Source organism: Pseudarthrobacter sp. CCNWLW217 (genome assembly GCF_037203985.1).
GTDB lineage: Bacteria > Actinomycetota > Actinomycetes > Actinomycetales > Micrococcaceae > Arthrobacter.
Genome location: NZ_JBBCBT010000012.1, coordinates 90018 through 112495, shown reverse-complemented (window position 1 = coordinate 112495; position 22478 = coordinate 90018). Strand labels below are relative to the sequence as shown.

At 60.1% G+C, this 22478-nt stretch carries 19 protein-coding genes; 16 read left to right on the top strand and 3 right to left on the bottom strand.

Annotated elements, in window-relative coordinates:
• Nucleotides 1-95: 95 nt before the first annotated feature.
• Entirely contained in the window at nucleotides 96-545 is a 450-nt protein-coding gene (locus tag V9L18_RS14950; RefSeq protein ID WP_337347998.1) for a MarR family winged helix-turn-helix transcriptional regulator, read from the bottom strand.
• A 146-nt stretch (nucleotides 546-691) separates the two neighbouring features.
• Between V9L18_RS14950 and V9L18_RS14945 the strand changes: the two genes are divergently transcribed.
• From V9L18_RS14945 to V9L18_RS14930, 4 genes are all read left to right on the top strand, one after another.
• A complete protein-coding gene (locus V9L18_RS14945) occupies nucleotides 692-1936 on the top strand; it encodes an MFS transporter (RefSeq protein WP_337347954.1) in 1245 nt (414 codons plus the stop codon).
• A gap of 60 nt (nucleotides 1937-1996) precedes the next feature.
• On the top strand, nucleotides 1997-2824 hold the full coding sequence (locus V9L18_RS14940) for an aldo/keto reductase (RefSeq protein ID WP_337347953.1): 828 nt from the start codon (nucleotides 1997-1999) through the stop codon (nucleotides 2822-2824).
• Between the two features lie 475 nt (nucleotides 2825-3299).
• Complete coding sequence (locus V9L18_RS14935) at nucleotides 3300-3716, top strand: GlcG/HbpS family heme-binding protein (protein WP_337347952.1); 417 nt, start codon at nucleotides 3300-3302, stop codon at nucleotides 3714-3716.
• Nucleotide 3717: 1 nt separating this feature from the next.
• The gene (locus tag V9L18_RS14930) at nucleotides 3718-4098 is read left to right on the top strand and encodes a nuclear transport factor 2 family protein (protein WP_337347951.1); all 381 of its coding nucleotides are present in this window, start codon (nucleotides 3718-3720) and stop codon (nucleotides 4096-4098) included.
• Nucleotides 4099-4608: 510 nt separating this feature from the next.
• Here the strand turns inward: V9L18_RS14930 and V9L18_RS14925 are convergent.
• Nucleotides 4609-4926 (bottom strand): glyoxalase, encoded by a 318-nt coding sequence (locus V9L18_RS14925; protein ID WP_337347950.1) that lies wholly within the window; start codon nucleotides 4924-4926, stop codon nucleotides 4609-4611.
• A gap of 599 nt (nucleotides 4927-5525) precedes the next feature.
• On the opposite strand from V9L18_RS14925, the gene V9L18_RS14920 reads away from it, so the two are divergent.
• From V9L18_RS14920 to V9L18_RS14895, 6 genes are all read left to right on the top strand, one after another.
• Nucleotides 5526-5741: a hypothetical protein gene (locus tag V9L18_RS14920; protein WP_337347949.1), complete on the top strand. Its 216-nt coding sequence runs from the start codon at nucleotides 5526-5528 to the stop codon at nucleotides 5739-5741.
• A gap of 1099 nt (nucleotides 5742-6840) precedes the next feature.
• Nucleotides 6841-7536, top strand: a complete 696-nt coding sequence (locus V9L18_RS14915; protein WP_337347948.1) for a VOC family protein — start codon at nucleotides 6841-6843, stop codon at nucleotides 7534-7536.
• A gap of 137 nt (nucleotides 7537-7673) precedes the next feature.
• Entirely contained in the window at nucleotides 7674-8690 is a 1017-nt protein-coding gene (locus tag V9L18_RS14910) for an ABC transporter permease (protein WP_337347947.1), read from the top strand.
• Nucleotides 8687-9589 carry an ABC transporter permease gene (locus tag V9L18_RS14905; protein WP_337347946.1) on the top strand — a complete coding sequence of 301 codons (903 nt, stop codon included), beginning with the start codon at nucleotides 8687-8689 and terminating at the stop codon, nucleotides 9587-9589. Before V9L18_RS14910 ends, V9L18_RS14905 begins: the two co-directional genes overlap by 4 nt.
• Nucleotides 9590-9591: 2 nt before the next feature.
• Nucleotides 9592-11229, top strand: coding sequence for an ABC transporter ATP-binding protein (locus V9L18_RS14900; protein ID WP_337347945.1), 1638 nt, complete (start codon nucleotides 9592-9594; stop codon nucleotides 11227-11229).
• Nucleotides 11230-11262: 33 nt separating this feature from the next.
• Complete coding sequence (locus V9L18_RS14895; protein ID WP_337347944.1) at nucleotides 11263-12888, top strand: ABC transporter substrate-binding protein; 1626 nt, start codon at nucleotides 11263-11265, stop codon at nucleotides 12886-12888.
• A gap of 909 nt (nucleotides 12889-13797) precedes the next feature.
• On the opposite strand, the gene V9L18_RS14890 is transcribed toward V9L18_RS14895, so the two are convergent.
• Nucleotides 13798-15606 carry a helix-turn-helix domain-containing protein gene (locus V9L18_RS14890; protein ID WP_337347943.1) on the bottom strand — a complete coding sequence of 603 codons (1809 nt, stop codon included), beginning with the start codon at nucleotides 15604-15606 and terminating at the stop codon, nucleotides 13798-13800.
• Between the two features lie 171 nt (nucleotides 15607-15777).
• On the opposite strand from V9L18_RS14890, the gene V9L18_RS14885 reads away from it, so the two are divergent.
• From V9L18_RS14885 to V9L18_RS14860, 6 genes are read left to right on the top strand one after another with little or no spacing between them, the layout of a single operon-like run.
• Nucleotides 15778-17256, top strand: coding sequence for an aldehyde dehydrogenase (locus tag V9L18_RS14885; RefSeq protein WP_337347942.1), 1479 nt, complete (start codon nucleotides 15778-15780; stop codon nucleotides 17254-17256).
• A gap of 19 nt (nucleotides 17257-17275) precedes the next feature.
• A complete protein-coding gene (locus V9L18_RS14880) occupies nucleotides 17276-18670 on the top strand; it encodes an MFS transporter (RefSeq protein ID WP_337347941.1) in 1395 nt (464 codons plus the stop codon).
• A complete protein-coding gene (locus tag V9L18_RS14875; protein WP_337347940.1) occupies nucleotides 18667-19857 on the top strand; it encodes an FAD binding domain-containing protein in 1191 nt (396 codons plus the stop codon). The genes V9L18_RS14880 and V9L18_RS14875 overlap by 4 nt, the downstream gene beginning before the upstream one ends.
• Nucleotides 19858-19885: 28 nt before the next feature.
• Nucleotides 19886-20326: a hypothetical protein gene (locus V9L18_RS14870; protein WP_337347939.1), complete on the top strand. Its 441-nt coding sequence runs from the start codon at nucleotides 19886-19888 to the stop codon at nucleotides 20324-20326.
• Nucleotides 20323-21300: an amidohydrolase family protein gene (locus tag V9L18_RS14865; protein WP_337347938.1), complete on the top strand. Its 978-nt coding sequence runs from the start codon at nucleotides 20323-20325 to the stop codon at nucleotides 21298-21300. The genes V9L18_RS14870 and V9L18_RS14865 overlap by 4 nt, the downstream gene beginning before the upstream one ends.
• Nucleotides 21297-22415 carry an NADH:flavin oxidoreductase/NADH oxidase gene (locus V9L18_RS14860; RefSeq protein WP_337347937.1) on the top strand — a complete coding sequence of 373 codons (1119 nt, stop codon included), beginning with the start codon at nucleotides 21297-21299 and terminating at the stop codon, nucleotides 22413-22415. The genes V9L18_RS14865 and V9L18_RS14860 overlap by 4 nt, the downstream gene beginning before the upstream one ends.
• Nucleotides 22416-22478 lie beyond the last annotated feature (63 nt).

Genomic DNA, 22478 nt, shown 5'->3' with positions numbered 1-22478 from the left:
CCTACGAGACCTGCTTCGGCTGGCTTAGCACCCCACACTGCGGCAACAGTCAGCCGGCAACAACGTTGTTGCGAGATGAATCGTGAACGGCCGATTCAGGCGCCGGCGTGCAGTCGGGGGAGGGTGTCTACCAGGGGCGCGAGTTCGGGCACGTCCTGCGCTTGGGCCAGCGCCCGCTCGAGGGTGGTGTCGTGGATGGGCCGGGCTTGCTCCAGCAGCTGAATGCCACTTGGGGTGAGCTCCGTATAGATTCCGCGGCGGTCGTCCGCGCAGAGGATGCGAGTGAGCAGGCCGCGGTCTTCGAGTCTGTTGACCAGGCGGGTGGTGGCGCTGGCGCTGAGCGCCGTGGCGCGGGCCAGCTGCTGCATGCGCATATGCCAGCCGTCCTGGCGGCTGAGCGCGTCGAGCACGGTGTATTCCACGACGGAGAGCTGGGCCTCGGCCTGCAGCGAGCGTTCCAGCTCTGATTCGATCAGTCCGTGCAGGGCCGCGAGGGCCCGCCAGCCTTGTGCTCGGACTTCAACGGCGTCGTCCTTAATGCCCATCGGGTCGTTCTCCTTCAGTCTGTCCAGCGCCGGCACTAAAAGTAGTTGCTTGCGCATGCTATCTGTGTGTGCAACAATAAATAACGCGTCTGCAACTAAAAGCATACGCCCCATATATCTTTCCGTACAGTTTGAAGGAGCTTTCCATGCCTGTTGGCCTGATAGCACTCGCCCTCGGCGGGTTCGGGATCGGACTCACCGAGTTCGTCATCATGGGCCTGCTGCCCGAAGTGGCCGCGGACTTCCAGGTCAGCGAGGCCTCCGCGGGCTGGCTGATCTCCGGCTACGCCCTCGCTGTCGTCGTGGGCGCACTGCTGCTGACGGCGGCGGTGACGCGCTTCGAGCGCAAGCCGGTCCTGGCGGTGCTGATGGTGCTGTTCATTGCCGGCAACCTGGTCTCGGCCATCGCGCCGGACTACTGGCTGATGATGGCCGGCCGCGTCATCGCCGCCCTGTCCCACGGTGCGTTCTTCGGCATCGGGACGGTGGTAGCTGCCAGCATGGTCGCACCCACCAAAAAGGCCGGGGCCATTGCCATCATGTTCACGGGCCTGACCGCAGCAAATGTGCTGGGGGTTCCGTTCGGAACCATGCTGGGCCAGGCCGCAGGTTGGCGGTCCACCTTCTGGGCGATCACGGGCATCGGTGTCATTGCGCTCGTGGGCATCCTGACGCTCGTCCCCAAGACAGGTGCGGGAGACGCCGCCCCCGGCGGTCTCCGCAGCGAGCTCCGCGCCTTCCGCTCCGGCCAGGTGTGGCTCTCCATCCTGGTCACGGTCCTGGGCTACGGCGGCATGTTCGGCGCCTTCACCTATATCGCCTTCACGCTGACCGAGGTCACGGGATTCGCCGCCTCCACCGTGCCGTGGCTGCTCGTCCTCTTCGGTGTCGGCCTCTTCATCGGCAACACCGCCGGCGGCAAAGCCGCCGATAAGAACGTCGACCGCACCCTGATCGTGGTGCTTGCCCTGCTGGTGGCTGTCCTCGTCGTCTTCGCGCTCACCTCGAATAACCAGCCGATGACGATCGTATCCATGGTGCTGCTGGGCGGCTTCGGCTTCGCCACCGTCCCGGGCCTGCAGATGCGCGTGATGAAGTACGCCGACAGCGCTCCCACCCTGGCCTCTGGCGCCAACATCGGCGCCTTCAACATCGGCAACGCCCTCGGCGCCTGGCTCGGCGGAATCACCATCACCGCCGGCTTCGGCTACACCTCCCCGATCTGGGCCGGCGCCGGCACCACCCTGCTGGGCCTGGCCGTGATGGTCATCGCCGCCGCCGACGGCAGACGGCGCGAGTCCCGACGCCTGCAAAATGACCTGACGACAGCGCAAGACGTTGCCGCATCAACAATGGGACCGGCAGCCGTCGAATCCCCCGCCGTGCGCTAGCCAAACATCCTTCCTTCTGACCATCCAACTCGTTTACCAACGCAACCCCCAGGAGAAACCATGACTACCATTCCCAACGTCACCCTCAACAACGGCGTGCAGATGCCACAGCTCGGTTTCGGCGTCTTCCAGGTATCCGACGACGACACCACCGCCGCGGTCAGCGCGGCTCTCGCCGCCGGATACCGGAGCATCGATACCGCCGCCATCTACGGCAACGAAGCTGGCACCGGGCGCGCCCTGGCAGAATCCGGGATTGCCCGCGACGAATTGTTCATCACCTCCAAGCTCTGGATCGCGGACCTCGGTTACGAAGCCACCCTCGCGGCCTACGAGACCAGCCTGAACAAGCTCGGCCTCGACTACCTGGACCTCTACCTCATCCACTGGCCCGCGCCCGAACTGGGCAAATATGCGGAGTCCTGGCTGGCCCTTGAGAAGCTGCTGGCCGACGGCCGCGTCCGCGCAATCGGCGTTTCCAACTTCCTGCCCGAACACGTACAAAAGTTGATCGACCTCGGCGGAACGGTGCCGGCAGTGAACCAGGTGGAACTGCACCCGGCCCTGCAGCAGGAGGATGTCGCGGCGTTCAACGCCGCCTACGGTATTGCCACCGAGGCCTGGAGCCCTCTGGCGCAGGGTGGTCTTCTCGACGACCCGGCCATCCTTGAAATCGCGACCCGGCACGGCCGGAGCCCGGCACAGGTGATCCTGCGCTGGCACCTGCAGCAAGGACGCATCATCATCCCCAAATCGGTCACCCCGTCGCGGATCCGCGAGAACCTAAACGTATTTGGCTTCGAACTTTCCCCGGACGAACTGACCGTCGTAGACGGCCTCGAACGGGACGGCCGGACCGGTCCCCACCCCGCAGAATTCAACGGCTAGAGGGTATGAAGTGTGGTGGTCGCCTGACGTAGGACTGGAACCCCGGGTTCAACGTGGTTCGCGGGTTGCCCGTCCACGGCCTGCCCCGCAATCTGGTGCTGGGTGTGGACTGGTAGAGGCAGATTGAACAATGACGGCCGTGGGGGCGCCGCTGTGGCCGAGCCTCGGGGTCAGCGATCCGATGGAGAGCACCGGTTCGGCCAGGCCGGACTGTCCGGCGATGAAGAAGGTGGCGATGCTTTTGGCGTGGCTTTCATGATTGGTGACGCGCTCAACCCTCCCCGTGTTGAGGCCCAGACCGTAGTCGAGGGGGCCGAAAACCGCATGATCCAGCGAACCGGGCACTTTTAACCTCGTGAAAAAGCCCTGTGACCACACACCGTGATGTTGCACACATCAATTAACGGCGCATGCAATAATTGAACACCCTTTTTTTAATAAATCAGAATGGCCGTTGCCCACGTCAGGAGACACCATGACCAGCACCACCCACTTGACTACGGCTGATGCCGAGCGGCTTATCGCCGCAGCAAGGAGCGCCGCAAAAGATGCAGGCGTCGCCGTGAGCATCTCGGTAGTAGATGGAGGAGGCGGTCTGCTCGCGTTCCTTCGTGACGATCGAGCAGTGCTTATCTCCGGCGAGACCAGCACCCGGAAGGCGTACACGGCTCTGCAGCTGGATTCAGCAACCGCCGATGTTGTGGCCGCAGTGAAGCCCGATGGTCCGCTCTACTCACTGCAGACCGCGCTTGACCGGCCTCTTCTTTTTATCGCTGGCGGTATCCCGATTCATCGAGGCGGACGCCTTGTCGGTGCCATCGGTGTCGGCGGGGGCGCCCCCGAACAGGACCACAGATTTGCCGCGGCAGCGGTCGCCGACCTCGGAGAGTGAGATGACAAAGACATCGACGTGGCGTTCACCCCAGGAGGTGTTCGCCGATCACACCCAACGGCTCGCCACCGGAAACCTCGACTTCGTGGTCGAGAACTACACCAAGGATGCCGTCTTCCTCACCCCGGCAGGAGTGCTGCACGGGCGACCCGGGGTGAAATCCGGACTAGCGGCGCTAATCGAGGCTGTCCCCGAGGCGAAGTGGGAGCTCACCACGAAATTCGCCGGCGACATTCTCTTGCTGACCTGGTCAGCCACCAGTGCTCAAACCCGGATCCGTGACGGCGTCGACACCTTCGTGTTCCGCAACGGTCAGATCAGTGCTCAAACGGTGCATTACACGGTGGAGAGTTCCCACCCGGAAACGGGTCTGTGGGCGTAACACCCGCCAGAACAAGGGAAATGGTGAGCGAAAGAGTGAACTGCACCTCCGAAAGTTGGATTCGAAATGGGAATCCGGCTTTCGGAGGTGCAATTCACTTGGCCCCATAGTCAAGACACGGGGATAGAGCTTGGGCCGCCGGGAACTGCTGCCGAGAAGCTGGTGGGGCAGTATCCCGCCTGAGAATCGAAGGGCTGGTTCCGATGGCAACGAAAAGGCTCTATGCACCGTGCTAAAGCTCGAGGCGGTGGTCGCCTACCTTAACGGCGCAACCCGGGAGATGATGGTCTCGAAATCCGCGACCTCTCCCAGCTCATTGGCTGCGTCGCCGGGAGAGGACTCGGACGATTCATCTGATGAGATATGCAGAGTACTACCTTACATAACATAGGTTATCGGCCTTAGAAATGACGCGGGGATCGGCGCAAATGGCGGTGACAAGGACCGCCTTTTTGGCGAGCTGCGATGTGGCCCGACTATACACATCCCTGGCGGCAGAATCGTTGTTGTTTAGATGACCCAGCGGATGCCATCCGGATCACCGAAGTAGGCAAACTGCACGCCGCCCATGTCCTGGATCTGACTGAGATCGGCACTCCGGCTCAGGAGCTCGGCGCGCCGCTCCGATCTCGGATACGACGAGCTGCAGCCCCTCAGGCTGCCAGCGTCTTTTCCCGTACCTATGGTGAGTGAAGCAGCCGAACCTGGCGGGGTCAACTGTTCGACCCTCATCCCAGGGGTGTGCTCAACATCGTGGTCAAGGACAAAGCCCAGCTTCTCCAGATAGAAGGACTTTGGCCCGTCGACGTCCGCTACCGGTACTTGCACACTTCAAGGCGCCTCTCAGCACCTCCGCTGGATACTTAGAAACAACGACGCAACGACGCCCGGCACTGGTGGTCGCCATCTGGATCGCCGGGATGCAACACCCACGTGCCTGTCAATTGGCGAAGCCCCAAACAAATAGAGGTTGACCGGAGCTTCGGTTCATTATGAGGACCCGAACCTTGGGCTGGCCGCGAAGTTCAGTCCCGCGCTCCGGCTACTCTCCGGATTCCCATAGCCGCTGCCGCTAGCCGCGATTACGTAAAGTAAGAAGTGATCCGATTGCAGAATTTGCAGATTAGGACCCGGTGATACGCCTTCCCCCGTTTTGGGTTGCTTAGGCGCTAGAGTCCTAGGCAGGGATCGAGCCTGTTCGACGGCGCACCGGATCCCGGCGCGGCCTGTTCTTACGTGCGTGTCAGTTGGAAATGTCACCAAAAGGCATTGCTAAGGACAAAATTATGGCTCGAAAAACATATTGAAGCCCCCGGTCTGCAACCCATACTGATGATGGCCGAGGCTATCGGACGCATCAGCGACAAGCAGAACCTTGAGGTGATCCGCCGCTACATCCGCTGGCACACCAACGACGAATGAATCATATGAACGAGGTAACCCGCGGAACCTTCCTGCGAGCCAAACAGGAAGTCACCGTCGCCATCGACCTCCTTCACTGGCTCACCAGCCACGACATCAAACTGCATTGGCTGCGGCGGTCCCATTGGACATTTGCCAAGCAGAAGGACCAAACAACCCGAAAAATCGCCGAGCGCTTTCTTATGGGCGATCAAAACAAAAAGCCGCCCCATCCGGGCTGACCATCGCGGCACCAGCCCAAGTCTCTCCAAACCAGGGCAGGACGACGCGCTCAAATGAGTAATCGACAACGACGGTATCCAAGCGCGTGACAGGGTCGCGGCGATCCCATCTTGGTCTTCGGCCAACAGGCTGAAAACATTACCCGGCTAATCTGGGACGACGTTACCGTGACCGACGAACTGGTCATCATCCAGCTCGGACCATTCACATCAGGCAATCGGACCCGCTCGACAAGCTTTTGCGGGAACTCGCCGCCAACCCGGCACATGGCCTGACAGCCTCGCATCCCAGCAGCAACAGGGTATTCCGCGAAGCCTCACCCGGACGACACATCCACTTAGGACACCTGGCAGTACGGCCTCGGCAGAATATGCAGTACCCGGGCCGCGGGACTCGGGTACCCTCTGCGATCTCACAAAGCTCGCGCCCGTGGCGATCATCGCTGCGACCTCGGCTACGCGCCCACCACAATGAACGCCACGCCGTTGATTCGGCCTCCGCACATGCCCAGTACATCGCCGCAGCCAGAGCTTCGCGGCAAGTACCCGCGACGCGTCTAATCGGCACTCGGGCGCCGAAGCCAATCTCCCCAAGGAAAGCACGCCAGGAGGGGCTTATGCCCTCGAGTCATATCCTTGTCATATTTCTGACCACATATTAATAGCAAGACTGTGTTTCTAGAAACATACGTTTCGTGTGATTTGAATCGCATACTGATATGGATTCTTTTCCAGAACGCCGACGGACTGCAAGAAACGAGGGCACTCAGACTCGAGCAATTTATGTTCATCGACGGCAAGGATGTTCCTGAGACAGCGGAGCGTTACTGACTATCTCAAACCCTGCAACGGCTCGTCCGGTAGCCACAGTGTCGACGTCGACAAAGGCCGTGGCTGCCGCCCGGGTGGCTTTCGAATCATGGCCATGGACTCGCATGAGCCGGACCGACCGGGCAAAGGGGCCGAGCACCTGGGTGACCCCTGAAGTACCCCCTCCAACACACGTGCATTCAGCAAACCAGCCGATGCCGCCTCGTTACGGTCCTTATTCGGGGCTATGGAGACGAACCTGCAAATTCTCAAACCTAAGGAGCCATAAGTGATCACACTCGATCACATTGCTGTCTGGTCAGACAACCTGTACCGCACCACGGTAGAACTCAGTCGCGAAACCGGCATCGGTTCTTCCGACGGCGGTTACTTCCCCGGCCTAGGGTTGGGCCAAAAAATCGTCTCACTGGGCAACCACGTTTACATCGAAGTAGAGAGCATTGTTGATCACCGGATGATCACCGACCGCACTCCCATGGCTCTGGAACTGGAGCGTCAAACAGCTTCCGGTGACTGCTTCGCCGGTCTGTGCCTGCGCAGCGACTCTTTAGACGAAATCCAGGAATTCGCCAAGGCGCACGGAATCACGCCAATGGAAGGTATTTCCGGTGGCAAAGTTCCCATGGTCCCTACGGCGGACAAACCACCAATTCCGCACACGCCCGATTTTTGGAACTCCTGGCGGCTGGGGAAGCCAAACCTCTATTACGTTTCGGAGTTGAGCAGGCATTCGAGCCTGGCACCCATCCAGGAAGGAACCGGCGACGTCAAAGGCGGTGGTGTCACATCCATTGAAATCGGCGGCACCGAAGCCGACCTTCAGAAGTGGCTGGGTGATGTCGCCAGCACAAAAGAGCTCGGCACCGAAATCATCTACAACAGCGGACCCGACGGACTGTACGCGGTCACCTTCGACTCCTCCGTCGGACCGCAAACCATCAGGCTAAACCCAATCACCCTCTAGGTGCCCGCCTTAGAGCAACAGCAGGAGACCAAAATGTCCACAACCATCGCAGACCTCGAAGGGCAACACAAAGCCCGGAGGGCGCGTCGTGCTGCTATCTCAGTACTCATAAGTGCTGGCAAGGAGCGGACCCTCACATGAACGTCCTAACCCGGCTTGCCCGGTCATACGTCACGAGGCGGGTGATGTTCGCTGTGCTTGTGCTATGGGCAGTCTTTACGGCGGTGTTCATCACGCTCTTCATCGTGCCAGGAGACCCCGCACAAGTTATCGCGGGCGGTGCCGGCGGGCTTGAAGCAACTGAAGAGCAGCTAGCTGCGATCAGGGCTCAGTACGGGCTCGACCAACCAGTAATCGTCCAGTACTTCAGCATGCTCTGGGGTGTGGTCACATTCAATCTGGGCATGTCATTCGTGTTCAAGCAGCCAGTGGCGGGGCTACTTGCAGCGAACTTCGCCAGCACGGCCCTACTGGCAGCCTTCGCTTTGATTCTAGCTGTCGCGCTCGGCCTGCTCATCGGTGGATTGGCTGCCTACACCCGGTCGCGCCTGCTGGGCTCGATGCTTGACGCGCTGCCGCCAATCGGTGTCGCCACGCCGACCTTTTGGGTCGGTTTGGTGCTGATGCAGATTTTCTCGTTCACGCTGGGCTGGTTCCCCGCATCAGGGGAACAGGGGCTTGCTTCGCTCGTCCTCCCCGGAGTGACGATGGCCATCCCTGCAGCGGCTACTATCGCCCAGGTCTTCGCGAAATCCCTGCGAACGGCTTCGAACGAGCCCTTCGTTCCGGTAGCAAGAGCGAAGGGCCTGTCGAGATTGCGGGTCTTCCTGTCCCATACTGCTCGCAACGCTCTGTTGCCGACGGTGACGGTGATGGGTTTGATCGTCGGGTCGCTGTTCGCTGCATCGACCGTCTCGGAGACAATTTTCTCCCGTAACGGGATCGGCATGGCACTCCAGAACTCGGTGCAATCGAAAGACATCCCAATGGTTCTCGGTGCAGTGATGTTAGTGGCCGGCGTCTACGTGATCACGACGCTCCTTGTAGATCTTCTCTACCCGCTGATCGATCCCCGTCTACGTTCGCAGGCGGCAAGAATATCGACAGTCAACGGGCCAGAGCAGGCCGCAATCGAAGAGAGGGTGAGCGCATGAGCGTTGCTGGGGATAAGAACAGCCTTGCTGTGCTGTTGCCTAACACGACGCCGACCGGCAACAAGAAGGGCAGTGCCTGGCCGTTAGCCGCAGTGAACCTCTTGAGGAAACCCACACTCATCGTTTCAGGGATCATTATCGGTGTGGTCCTGCTGTGGGCATTTGCGCCGGACGCCTTCTCCCCTTATGACCCGATCCGGGCTGACGTCAGCGAAATACTGTTGCCGCCGAGTGCGGCCCATCTCTTCGGGACCGATGAACTCGGCCGGGACGTATTCTCGCGAGTCGTCGAAGGAACCCCGGTGTCGCTCATCGCGCCGCTCGTCGCTGTGGCAATCGGACTCGTCTTCGGCGGATTGATCGGTTTACTCGCCGGGTTCCTAGGACCGGTTGTCGACGGATTCCTAATGCGTGTAGTGGACGTCGTCCTCGCGATCCCGATGCTGGTCTTGGCCATGACCGTAGTCACAGCCGTCGGCTTCGGCTCGATGCCGCTCGCCATCGGCGTCGGCATCGCCATGATTGGTTCGGTTGCGCGTGTGATGCGATCGGAGGTGTTGAGGATTCGTCAGCTGACCTTCGTGGACGCGGAACGCTCTATGGGTGCCCCGGTCGCTTACATCGTCTTCCGTCACGTGCTGCCTAGTTCGATAGGGTCCGTCCTGGTTCTCGCTGTGCTCGATTTCGTACAAGCAATCCTGGCAATTGCGGCACTTAGCTTCCTGGGTTTCGGCGCTCCACCTCCAACTCCGGAGTGGGGCTCCGTGGTTTCGGCGGGCGAGCCCTATCTGACAACCGGGTGGTGGATCGCCACCCTGCCTGGCCTGACAATTGCTGTTTTCGCGGTGTCCGTCAACCGAGTTGCCCGCGAGCTCCAGAAGAACCGAGGCACACGATGAACATGACTGAGACCCCAGCCGCATTGCCGCTTCTATCCATAGAGAACCTTCGGGTGTCCTACCAGGTCGGTCGGGTAAAAACGGAGGTTCTACACGGCGTTTCACTCTCCGTCGGCGTCGGAGAGACGGTTGCAATCGTGGGGGAATCCGGATCCGGGAAGAGCACAACGGCGCAGGCCGTCGTACGGCTGCTCCCGGGACGGGGGACCATAGACAGCGGGGGAATCGATCTGCAGGGCAATGACATCGGCTCACGCTCGGACAGGCAAATGCGCGCCATCCGTGGTGCTCGCATCTCCCTCATACCGCAGGACCCGATGGCTTCACTCAATCCTCTGATCAGGATCGGTCGGCAGGTAGCTGAAGCTCTCGCCGTACACGGGCACCTTGGCGAAGACCCCACCGAGCAGGTCATTCGCATGCTCGCGGAGGCGGGATTGCCCGACGCGACGCGCGTCGCGCAGCAGTTCCCTCACCAGCTCTCAGGAGGTATGAGGCAGCGAGTGCTCATTGCCATTGCCCTTGCGTGCACACCTGAGCTGGTGATTGCAGACGAACCGACCAGCGCGCTCGACGTGACCGTCCAGAAACACATTCTTGACTACATCAGCGACAGGACGGCAAGCATCGGGGCATCGATGCTCCTGATCACTCACGATCTCGGGGTCGCGGCAGACCGCGCTCAGCGTTTAGTCGTCATGAACAAGGGCGTCGTTGTCGAGGACGGCCCCACCGATCAGGTGCTCGGTTCACCGAGCGATGCGTACACACGCCGCCTGCTTGCCGCTGCTCCTGGGCTGTCAAGCGCTGTTCTCTACGCGCCGCTCACGGGGTGGCCGCAACTGGGTGAGCGACGGCCGCTGCTGAAAGTGACCGAGTTGCGGAAGACGTTCCGCACTCAGGGAGGAAAGGAATTCACTGCGGTCGACGACGTATCGTTCGACGTCTTCGCAGGAGAGACCGTCGGCATCGTTGGCGAATCAGGCTCCGGCAAATCCACCGCCGCCCGGCTGCTGCTCCGGCTCGAACAGGCGGACAACGGCAGTATCCAGTTCGACGGAACAGCGATCGAGCATACGGAGGGTCGAGCCCTCCGTGTGCTGCGCCGCGAGATGCAGATGGTCTACCAAAACCCGTTCGGCAGCCTCAGCCCACACCTGACGGTCGGGCAGGCAATCGCGGAACCGCTCCTCATCCACCGAATCGGCGATCGGGCCGAGCACAGGAAAACCGCTGTTGAGCTCATCAAGCTTGTTTCGCTGGACGAAAGCTATCTGGAGCGCAGCCCCGCAACGCTGTCCGGTGGGCAACGTCAGCGGGTCGCGATCGCGCGCGCGCTGGCGTTGTCTCCTCGCTTGGTCGTTCTCGACGAAGCAGTCTCTGCACTGGATGTCTCTGTGCAGGCGCAAATTCTAGAATTGCTCGCTCGTATCCAGCGGGAGCGCGGTGTCTCCTTCCTGTTCATTTCGCATGATCTAGCGGTCATCCGCCAGATCGCCCATCGTGTCGTCGTGATGCGAAAGGGGCGAGTCGTCGAACAGGGGGAAACGCCGGCTGTGTTCGGCAACCCCCAAGACCCATACACCCGCACGCTGCTGTCGGCCATTCCAGGCCGAGCTCTAATCGGAGACTGCAGCTGATTTCCTGCTTTCCATGCAATAGAAGGGCTAGTCATGACACTTTTCGTAATCCCCCGCCTTCGCGGTCGCCTCATCGGCACCGCGGCCGTGGCGACGCTGTCCCTGATGGCGTTGACAGCATGCACACCAGGTGGAGGCGCCGCCGATCCTGATTCCCCTCCCGCTGAGGGCGGGACGCTGCGAGTGCTTCTGGCGGCTCAGGCAACATGCATCGATCCTGCTGTGGCTTTCTCCCAGAACGAGCGCGCCATTGCGCGTCCCATTGCAGATTCCCTGGTATCAATGGACCGGGACACTGGTGAGATCAAGTCGTGGCTGGCCGAGAAATGGGAAGTCAACGAGAATTCCACGGAGTTCACTTTTCATCTACGTGGTGGAGCCACTTTCAGCGACGGAACGCCGGTCGATGCCGAAGCAGTCAAGAGCACGCTTGACTACCTCACCGAGAATCTCCTGACTTCGTCGTTCCGCGGTGCCGGGTATCTTCGGAACTATGTTAAAACCGAGGTCGTGGATGCGCAGACGGCGCGCGTGGTCCTCGGCGCCCCGGCACCGCACTTCCTCGCGGGCGCAACCACGAACACGCTAGGAATTCTTTCGGTCTCGTCCGCAAAGAAGACTCGGGATGAGCGCTGCGCTGGCGACTACATCGGGAGTGGGCCGTTTACTCTCGATCAATACACCCAAGGCCAGACCGCCAAACTCGTGAAGCGTCGGGACTACCAGTGGGGGAACGCAACGGCAGACCACGAAGGCCCTGCCCACCTGGACGCGATAAATTTCCAAATAGTCAACGTGTCCAATGCACGAAGTGGCAGCTTGCAGTCCGGTCAGGCTGACGTCGTGATCGACGTCGCGAAAGAGGATATCCCGGTGCTGGAGAAGAGCGCGACGGTGATGTTCGGCACCCAGCCCGGAATGGCGGTGTCACTGCTCGCCAACTCCGCACGTCCTGGACTGAGAGACACGGCCATGCTGGAAGCGCTACGGACAGGATTCGACCGCTCTAGCGCCGTCAAGGCCATTCTCGGCGATCATTACGCCGCAGCCTCGAGCGTCCTCACTACCAACTTGCCGCAATACAAGGACGAGAGCACGCTGCTTGAATTCAACCCAGAGCGTGCCGAGAAGGCCCTCACCGACGCCGGATGGGTCGCAGGATCCGATGGTGTTCGGGAAAAGGATGGAGTGCGTGCTGAGTTCGACCTCAACTTCACTTCAACCTATGGTGCGCCCTATTCGCAGATGCTTCAGTTGTTCCAACAGCAGATGAAGGACCTCGGCATCGTCATCAACCTGAACGACCTTCTGCAGGCCGGTCTGCTACAGACGATCAGCACACACGACTATGACTTCTATGTCACGTCGCTGACCGACGTCGATCCCGACATCGTCCGCTCGACGGCAACGCGCATCCTGGACGCCGAGACGCTCAAATCTTCAGGCGTGCTGGCGCTGTTCGACGCAACTACCCAAGAGACCGACCCGAGTGCCCGCGCCGCGCTCTTCGGCGACGTCCAGGACGCACTCATCGAGCAGGGTTTCGTCATCCCCCTATGGGAGGCCGGACAGCTAGTTGCCTCCGGGCGGAAGGTCCAGCACCTCGGTATGGACTTTCAAGGGTACTTGGATTTCTACGACACCTCGCTCGCGAAGTAAGGCTGCGCAAGCTCGAAGGCACCAAGACGGAAAATGCGCGAGTGGTCCGTGCCCGCGATCGATCCGGACACTTTCGGCCTCGAGATCACTTACAACGGCGGACCTGACCGGCTGTACGCGGTCACGTGCCACTCTTCTTCTGGAACCCAGACCGTTCGTTTCAACCCCAGCGTGCTACCGAATAGGGTTTTAAGGGTTTGGACTATCAGTGGTCTCGCGGCGCCGACGGGACGCCGCGAGGCCTGACAGGTGAAGCGCGCGTAAACGAGGCACGAAACGCGCTGCGTCCTGGTGTGCGCATTGAGTGCGTCAAGCACTCAGCGCGCCTTCACCGGCGAGGACTCCCCATGGCCAACCTCATGCTGTCGGTGATGAGCGCCGAATTGGAACGGGCACTTATTAGGTGCCCTGGCGCGGCAGCCGGTGCAGGCAGCGCTGACGTGACCCGGCGTTTGACGGTGATGGTGCGGGCGATGTTGTGTGGGCACGTCAACGTGCAGGCGGCTCATCGGGGGTGAATCCGCCCTCGACGGCAGGGCGACCGCATGGATTGATAACTGGGGTGTGAGCGGGTGCGGGCGGAAGCGGCGAGCATTTTCTCCGGAACCTTAGGCCCAGTCGGCCACGACGTGGAGGTTGATGCCGGCGATCGTGGGATCCATGCCGATCAGCCGGGCACGGACGCTCCGGTCACTGTTCTCCGGTTCGGAGGCCTTGAGCCCGGTGTCGGTTCGATGACAAGACGGGTACTGAATCCGTCTTGCTGCCGGGACTGGCTGCCTCTCATGTCGTCAGATACATCCATTCTGCGCCCGCCTCTGCTGCGACTATCACGCCAGGGCGCCGGAGCGGACCTTCAAGGGCCTGCACTCGGTTGCCTTGCCCAAAAGAAGCAGCAACTACGTCTCCTCAACGGTCAGGGCTTGCCTGAGCAACGTCGCCGACCGTTAGCGCAACCGCCAGCTCCATAGTGTCATTGGGGTGGGTGAGATCTTTATTGGTCAGAGTCTGGATGCGTCTAAGGCGCTGTTTAACCGTGTTCGGGTGTACCTGCAGAAGGCGAGCGGTGTCAGCACTTACTAGCCCGGTTGAAAAGTAGGTTCGAAGGGTTTCGACCAGCTCAGTTTTTCGCGAGGAGTCGTGGGCCCGCACCGGCCCGAGCGTGCGGTCTGCATACTGAAGCAACTGATTGGCGTCGTCGAGCTGCAGCAGTAAACCTACAAGGCCAAGCTCGGCCAGCGTGACCGACACATCGGACCGCCCCGTGAGTGCGAGCATGTCCAGGGCGCCAGCTACAGAACGGTAGGACCGAGAGTAAGCATTTAGTTCTCGACAGGGCCCAAGTGATACTGCTGTCGCGACGGCTTGGGGGCGACGTGAAGCGGCGAGTTTGCGGATTCTCTCGGCTAGATCCGCCTCCTGAATCGAATGAACAATAGAGGCAGGAACAAGAACGATAATCCGATCGTGGTGCACCGCGGATAGGGGACGTGGCCTGATCTGTTCAGTCCACGCGTTGATTCTGCGGAGGGCTTGTTGGAGGCCAGCATTCAGGTCGCTTTGCCCTACGGGCGCTAGAGAAACACCGACCATAAAGTGTTCGACGGTCAAATCGTGCCCGAGGCGTTCTGCACGGGCTACTATCTTCGTCATCGCAGAGGGCTCCCCGCTTAGAAGATCATTGAGGACTTCGCCTTGGAGTCTCCACCGCGCCTCTTCAGCTGTACGTATTCGTAGGATTTCGAGCGATGTGACCACTGCTGCATGTTCGACCGCGCGGCTATCGATCGCTGTTAGTGGTTCAGGCCCGCTTGCAATCCAGATTCGAGCAACTTCGTTTTCATCGAGCAACACTGGGTGCCTCAAGAATTCGCTGGTTTCATCCTCACGCTTGTCAGCCCTGGTTCGATCGTCGGGAAATTTAGCGGCACGATTTGAAGATCCGATCATGGTTCTCTGCATGTCTTCGATCAGGATGGCCCGTGAAATCAAGATTGAGAGGGCGGTGGCAATGCCGGGGACGCCAGCTCCCCTTAGGGCAATTTCCGTGAGCTTTTGGTGGATGTCCTCGGACTTCTGCAACAGGTCACGTTGGAGTTGAAGTTCTCGGTTCAGGAGAACAAGTTCCTCCAGCCGTGCAGCTTCGGCGGACCGCAGCCGGGCGGTGGTGAGTGCGATAGCAGCGTGGTCGGCGAGGACTGCGAGTAGCGCGATTTCTTGGCGCCCGAACTCGTGAACACTAGCGCGGTAACAGTTCAATGTGCCTATGACGGTGTCCTGGGACTCCATCAAGGGGACAGAGATCATCGAGCGGTATCCCTGCTCCTTTGCAACTCCTCCCCAGGGCGCGAATTGCGGGTTGGCCTGGATATCGGCGATAGCGACAGGTTTTCCAGTTCGAAACGCCGTACTGGAGGGGGCTTCGGCGGAAGCATCCTGCTGGAGGAGAACCGGGTGATCTGCGTTGACGTGATCGATGTATTCCACAGATAGGCCGCTCGATCCCTCAATGGTGAGCTTTCGGCCAGAGGCGTCGGGTAGAAGTACGCCGCAAAACTCGTAGCCCATCAGGGACGCGGCCGTCTCAGCAATGAGGTTGAGTACCTCTATGAGGGGCTGCCCTGTTGCAACGGTCTGAGTAATGATACGAACGCTGTCCAGCCATCGCCTGACCTCGAGCGAGCCCTCATTGCTTGCTTTGCTCATCGATTCCCTCATGGTCACACTGTACCGATAAGTGTCGGAAAAAACACTAAGAGGCAATAAGTATGTTCGGAGAGACATATTCGTGACGTGATCTGAATCGCATACTGGTAGTGATCTTCCCTGAATACATGGCAGCAGAGCTGCTGAACACCATGAAACGAGAGAAACATGACCGAGCACTTTATGTTTATCGACGGCAAGGATGTTTCCGCCGACAGCGGTGCATCTTTGACCATCTCAAATCCGGCGACAGGACGAGCGATCGCCACGGTACCTGACGGGGGTCGAGTCGACGTTGACAAGGCCGTGGCCGCTGCTAGGACCGCTTTCGAATCTGGTCCGTGGCCGCGTATGAGCCGGACGGAGCGAGCGAAAGTACTGCTCCGAGCGGCGGACGCCCTCGAAGTAGCCAGCGAGTCCTTGTTCACACTTGAGACACAAAATAACGGCCGTCCAATCACTGAGACCAGGGCGCAGCTGTCTCGGGTGCCGGAATGGTTCCGCTACAATGCGGCTTTGCTCGCTGCCCAACGGGAAGCAGTCCTTCCGAGTGACGGACCTTACCTGACCTATCAGAAGCGGACTCCCCTTGGAGTCTGTGGGATCATCACCCCCTTCAACCACCCTGCGCTGATCCTTGCCAGGAGCCTTTCTGCTGCTTTGGCAACGGGGAACACTGTTGTCATCAAGCCCTCCGAGCTCACACCGCTCACCACCCTTGCGATCGCCCGTATCATCACGGATGCTGGCGTCCCGGAAGGAGTGGTCAATGTTGTGACGGGGGGTCGGGAAGCCGGGATCGGACTAACCGAACACCCTGACGTTGCCAAAATTACGCTGACGGGCGGCACCGAGGCTGGGCGGTCCGCTGCCGTAACCACGGCGGCGCGATTCGCACGCATTACAGCTGAACTAGGTGGCAAGACCCCGGTAATAGTGTTTGGCGATTACGACCCGAAGGCTGCGGCCGAGGGAGCTGCCTTCGCCGCGTTTGTTGCGTCCGGGCAGTCGTGCGTCGCCGGCGCACGCTTCCTTGTACAGCGGGAAAGGTACGACGAGTTTGTCTCCGCATTGGTTGCGAGGGCAAATGCAATCAGAATTGGTGATCCCGCTCAGCCCGAAACTCAAATCGGGCCGATGATCAGCGACCTGCAACGCCGCAAAGTTCTTGACTATATAAAAATCGGTCAGCAGGAGGGTGCCCGGCTCGCCGCAGGAGGCGGCATTCCGGACCTGCCGGACGATCTTCGCGATGGGTTCTTCCTGCAGCCCACAGTTTTCGCTGACGCAACCAACTCGATGCGCGTCGCCCAAGAGGAAATCTTCGGCCCTGTCGCTGTCGTTGTCCCCTTCGACACAGAAGCGGAAGCCATTGAAATGGCCAACGACAACCGCTTCGGCTTAGGCGCCGCTGTCTGGACCCGCGACCTGGCCCGCGGCCATCGTGTCGCGGCATCCATTGAGTCGGGCATGGTCTGGGTCAATGATCATCACCGACTTGAACCGTCGCTGCCTTGGGGCGGCATCAAGGAATCCGGAACTGGAAAGGACGCAGGGACAGAGTCCTTTGACGACTTCACCTGGATAAAAACGATCGTGGTCCGCATCGCCGACGATGACGTCGACTGGTACGGGACCAACGCCCCCGAGCGACTCAACTGAGTCACTCGCCCCTTGACGATTGGACAATATCGTGACATCAAATAGCGGACCAGCTGCTAGTCTCGGCTGGCGGCAGCAAATCACCCGGGTGCAATGGCTAGTGCTTTTTGGCACCACCATGGGATGGGCACTCGACGGATTCGCCGGCAGCCTCTACGCACTGGTATTAGGGCCTGCCATGACAGACCTGCTGCCTCACTCCGGCATCGTCGTCAGCCCCGGTCAGATCGGAGTCTACGGTGGCCTGACCGTAGCCCTGTTCCTTGCCGGGTGGGCGACCGGCGGAATCCTTTTCGGTGTACTCGCCGACTACTTTGGTCGAGTCCGGGTACTCTCGATCGGCATCCTCACTTATGCCGTCTTCACAGCACTGGCGGCATTTGCCGACACATGGTGGCAGCTCGGCATTCTTCGATTCATTGCCGGTCTTGGATCCGGCGTTGAAGCGCCGGTCGGGGCAGCACTCGTTGCAGAAGTCTGGCGCAACAAGTACCGCGCCCGGGCCTGCGGTGTGATGATGTCTGGTTACGCAGCCGGCTTCTTCATGGCCGCATTGGCATACGCTCTGCTCAGCGATCACGGATGGCGGTTCATGCTTGTCCTGGCAGTCGTCCCCGCATTTCTCGTGTGGTTCCTGCGCCGCTATGTTCCCGAACCTGAAGAAATCAAAACGGTCATCAAGGAGCGCAAGGAGCGCAAAGGTAAAGCCACAGGCCGACCAGAAGACCAATTCGTCCTACGCCGGCTCCTGTCACCACCACATCTGCGGGCAACACTCATCTGCACCGCCCTTGCCTCCGGCTCCCTGTTGGCATTCTGGAGCGTTTCGACGTGGTACCCCCAAATCATTCGTGACATGACTCTCGCCGAATCGCTCTCCACCCAAGTGGGCAACCACCGCGTTGCAATCTCATCAATGCTGTTCAACGCCGGCGGAATCCTCGGGTATGCCTCATGGGGCTTCCTCGCTGACGCCATTGGACGGCGCAAAGCGTTCCTGGTCAGCTTCATAATTTCAGGGCTCAGCATTGCGTACCTCTTCCCGTTCGAACACACCTACACCACTTACTTGATCGTCATCCCCATCGTCGGGTTCGGACTGTTCGGAGCACTCTCCGGAAACTTCGTCTACGGCCCAGAAATGTTTTCCCCAAGTATGAGGGCGAGCGGGATTGCCTTGGCGAACAGCATCGGGCGGTATATCACCGCTGCCGGCCCGCTGGTCGCAGGCGTGATAGCTACGTCCTGGTTCGGCGGCAACCTCGGCGTGGCGACAGCGGTATTGGCCGCTACGGGAGTCATCGCCCTTATTGGCTTGTATTTCGCCCCTGAAACTCGCAACGCCGAACTCCCAACTGATGCCCCATCCCACCTCTCCACCGACCCCGTTTCAATTGAAGGAGCGTCGAAATGAACGCCTACAGCGGATCGCGAGCAGTTGTCATTGGAGGATCCATTGGCGGACTCACAGCCGCCCTGCTACTCCGAGACCTCGGATTTGAAGTCGATATCTATGAACGGACACCATCCGATTTGGACGGACGCGGCGGCGGTATTGTTCTGCAGCCGGACACTCTGCGATGGTTTCGTGAGCGCAGTACACAGCGACCAGAAGATGTCAGCACCACGACAAGCTGGGTCCAGTACATTGATTCCGACAACCGCCTAATTGATAGAGACGCCCGATCCTGGTCCCATACGTCCTGGGGGACATTTTACAGGGCACTGCTCGCAGACTTCGGGCGCGAGCACTACCACCTCGGTGAATTTGCCTGCGGATTTGATCAGGACGAGGACTCTGTGACCGTTCGCTTCGTTAGCGGCAGGCGGGAAGTGGCATCTCTCGTCGTGATCGCTGACGGTGTAACATCAGCCAACCGAGCCCGGATTGACCCCGATGTCACCCTCGACTACTCGGGCTACATCGGGTGGCGCGGAACGGTCGACGAAGCCAACCTAACCCCCGAGACAGCTGCCCTGCTCAATGATGCAGTGACCTACAACGTCGTTCCTCACTCCCAAATCACCATGTATCCCATCCCCAGCGAGCGAGGCGTCGCCAAGGGCCAACGTCTCATGAACTACGTCTGGTACCGGAACGTAACCGCCGGGCCTGACCTCGACGAAATGCTCACCAGCAAACAGGGATTCCTGGGAAAGGTGTCAGTGCACCCCAACCAGGTGCAAGATCGATACGTAGACGAGATGCGCGATTCCGCCACACGCATCCTCGCCCCAGCAGCCGCAGAAGTGGTCACCGCTACCGAGGCGCCCTTCATACAGGTCGTGTGGGATTCCCGTGCATCGAGGATGGTCAACGGCCGGGTTGCACTTATTGGAGACGCAGCCTGTGGCGTAAGACCTCATGCTGCTGCCGGCACAGCCAAAGCTGCCGCCGACGCGTGGGCGCTGAGCGATGCCCTTGCCGCCGCAGCCGGCAACGTAGCCGAGGCCCTGGAGAAGTGGGAACCCGGCCAGCTTGAGCTGAGCAGCAACCTGCTCACGCGCGTAAAAGCCATGGGCGATCGATCCCAGTTCACCAACACCTGGACTCCAGGAGACAAGGATCTCCGATTCGGTCTTTACGGACCGGGCCACTAGCTCACAACCACCATCGAAAGGCTCACTCATGACTACTGATAGCTTCCTCAGTGATCTCCCCCTTGCCGGAACCCTCGTTGGAAAGAACTTCGAAGGATGGTCCGAAGAACTCCGCAGAGAATTCGACGCCCACGCCCATGACGGTGAGGTGGGGTCGAAGCTCCTCAGCGAGAACGACCGTGTACGCGTCTGGGAAATCCGACTTTCACCTGGTGAACGCTGGCATGCGCACCGTCATGTCTTGGACTACTTCTGGACCGCAGTCACTGCGGGTTCCAGCCGCCAGCACACACACGACGGCACTACCCGTGACGTGTCATATTCGGCTGGCGAAACCCGGCACTTCCGCTTCGTGGCAGGGCAGTACCTTCTTCACGACATCGAGAACATCGGTGATTCAGACCTAATCTTCACCACGGTCGAACACCTCGACTCCGAAAACGTACCGCTGGCGTTGGTGACCCGATGACCGCGGACCTGGTAGACGTCCACGCACATTGGCTCCCCACCGACCTGTTCGGGCTCCCCCCGGGCTCTCCGTTTGGAGCGATGCGGGATCAGGACGGCGAGCTGTTCTTGGGCGACCTGCCATTGTCAATCCGGGCCGAGGCAATGAGCGACACAGGCGCCATCATCGCCGACATGAACGCCAACGGCATCGCACTTCGGGCACTGTCACCACCGCCCTTCGCATTCGCCGTGGACTCTGCGGCTGAGGACTACATCAACACGTATAACGATGCCTTGGCAAAGGTTGTCTCCCAGTCCTTCGGCCGCCTCTCCGGCCTGGGGCTAGTCAGGCTTGATGATTCTGCTGCCGCTGATCACCAGATAGCTGACATTGCAGCAGCCGGCACTCTCGCCGGGATTGCGATTCCCCCCGTCTTACGCGGCGCGTCACTGGATACCGGAGTGCTTCGGGCAGTGCTGCAGTCCGCTGCAAAGCACCGTTTGGCGGTATTAGTGCATCCGATGCAGCTACCTCGACCCGAATGGTCATCCCACTACCTATCGAACCTCATCGGCAATCCGGTGGAGTCCGCGACAGCTGTAGCATCCAGTATCTTGGGCGGCGTCCTGGAAGAACTGCCAGATCTTCGGATATGTTTCGTCCACGGCGGCGGATGCGCGCCTGCCCTGTTGGGGCGATGGGAACACGCCTGGCAGGCAAGACCGGATGTCCGGGCCAACAGTTCACGAAACCCGCGGGAAGTATTCAAGGCAGCCTACTTCGACACGGTCACCCACGACGTCCAAACTTTGGATTTGCTGCGTTCCCACGCCGATGAAAGACGCATCCTATGCGGAACGGACTACCCGTTCGATATGGCCCAACCTGACGTGGCATCGTTTGTGGACCGCTGCGGATTGGACAGGGCTTCGTTGCTGCGCAATGGGGAAACCTTTCTCGGTGCGAAGATACCTGCGTCGGTGACACTGTGAAAAGTTTGTTCGATCCCATCACTTTGCGTGGACTGACGATCAATAACCGCGTCTGGATGTCCCCAATGATGCAGTTCTCGTCCACCCCCACCGGGCCCGATACCGGCATCGCGACAGACTGGCACTTTCAACACCTTGCCGCACGTGCAATAGGCGGGGTTGGCCTAGCGATGGTGGAGGCCACCGCAATCGAACCGGAAGGCCGCAGCAGTGAGTACGACCTGGGACTGTGGAACGACCACCAGGCCCGGTCCCATGGGAAAATCATCGATTTCCTTCATGAGCACGGAACTGCTGTTGGCATTCAACTGGTGCACGCAGGACGAAAAGCCTCGACAGGCCGCCCGTGGAATGCCGGAAATCATATCGAAAGGCAGTGGGACCGTGTCGGACCAAGCTCAGAGTCTTTCGGTAGCCTTCCGGCGCCAAGAGAGCTGACAACGGCCGAAATTTCCTCTCTCGTCGAGTCCTTCGGAGCAGGTGCTCGCCGCGCACACAACGCAGGGTTCGATGTCCTGGAACTACACGGCGCTCATGGTTATCTCATACATCAGTTCCTGTCACCTTTCTCAAACGTCCGCACCGATCGATATGGGGGTTCCCTGACCAACCGTATGCGGTTCGCCATCGAGGTCGTCGATGCCGTACGGCGCGAGTGGCCTGGCGACAAACCACTGTTTTTTCGCGTCTCGGCCACAGACTGGCTTGCCGGCGACACAGATGACCCACGACGCGGCTGGACTAGGGAAGAGACCGTCATGCTGGCAAGGATTCTTGGCGAACACGGGGTTGATCTATTGGATGTCTCGACCGGCGGCATAGCGCCGGACGCAAAGATCCCGGTGAAGCCGAACTATCAGGTGCAGTTCGCCGAAGAGGTTCGGCGGGAAGCAGCCATACCCACAGCTGCAGTCGGACTGATTACTGAACCGGGCCAGGCATCAGAAATCGTGTCTTCTGGCAGTGCTGATGCAGTATTCCTCGCACGGGAGCTGCTTCACAACCCAAACTGGGCGCAGCGGGCGGCGGCTGATCTCGGAGAACCAATTCGCTTTCCGCAGCAATACGCCCGCGGCTTCCAAAGACTCGTCAGGGCAAGTGCAGGTGCTTCATAGGTAAGCAATGAATGACTCACCGGGCTTTTACTCGTACAAAAGCTCGAACCCGTCGAAGGTTCA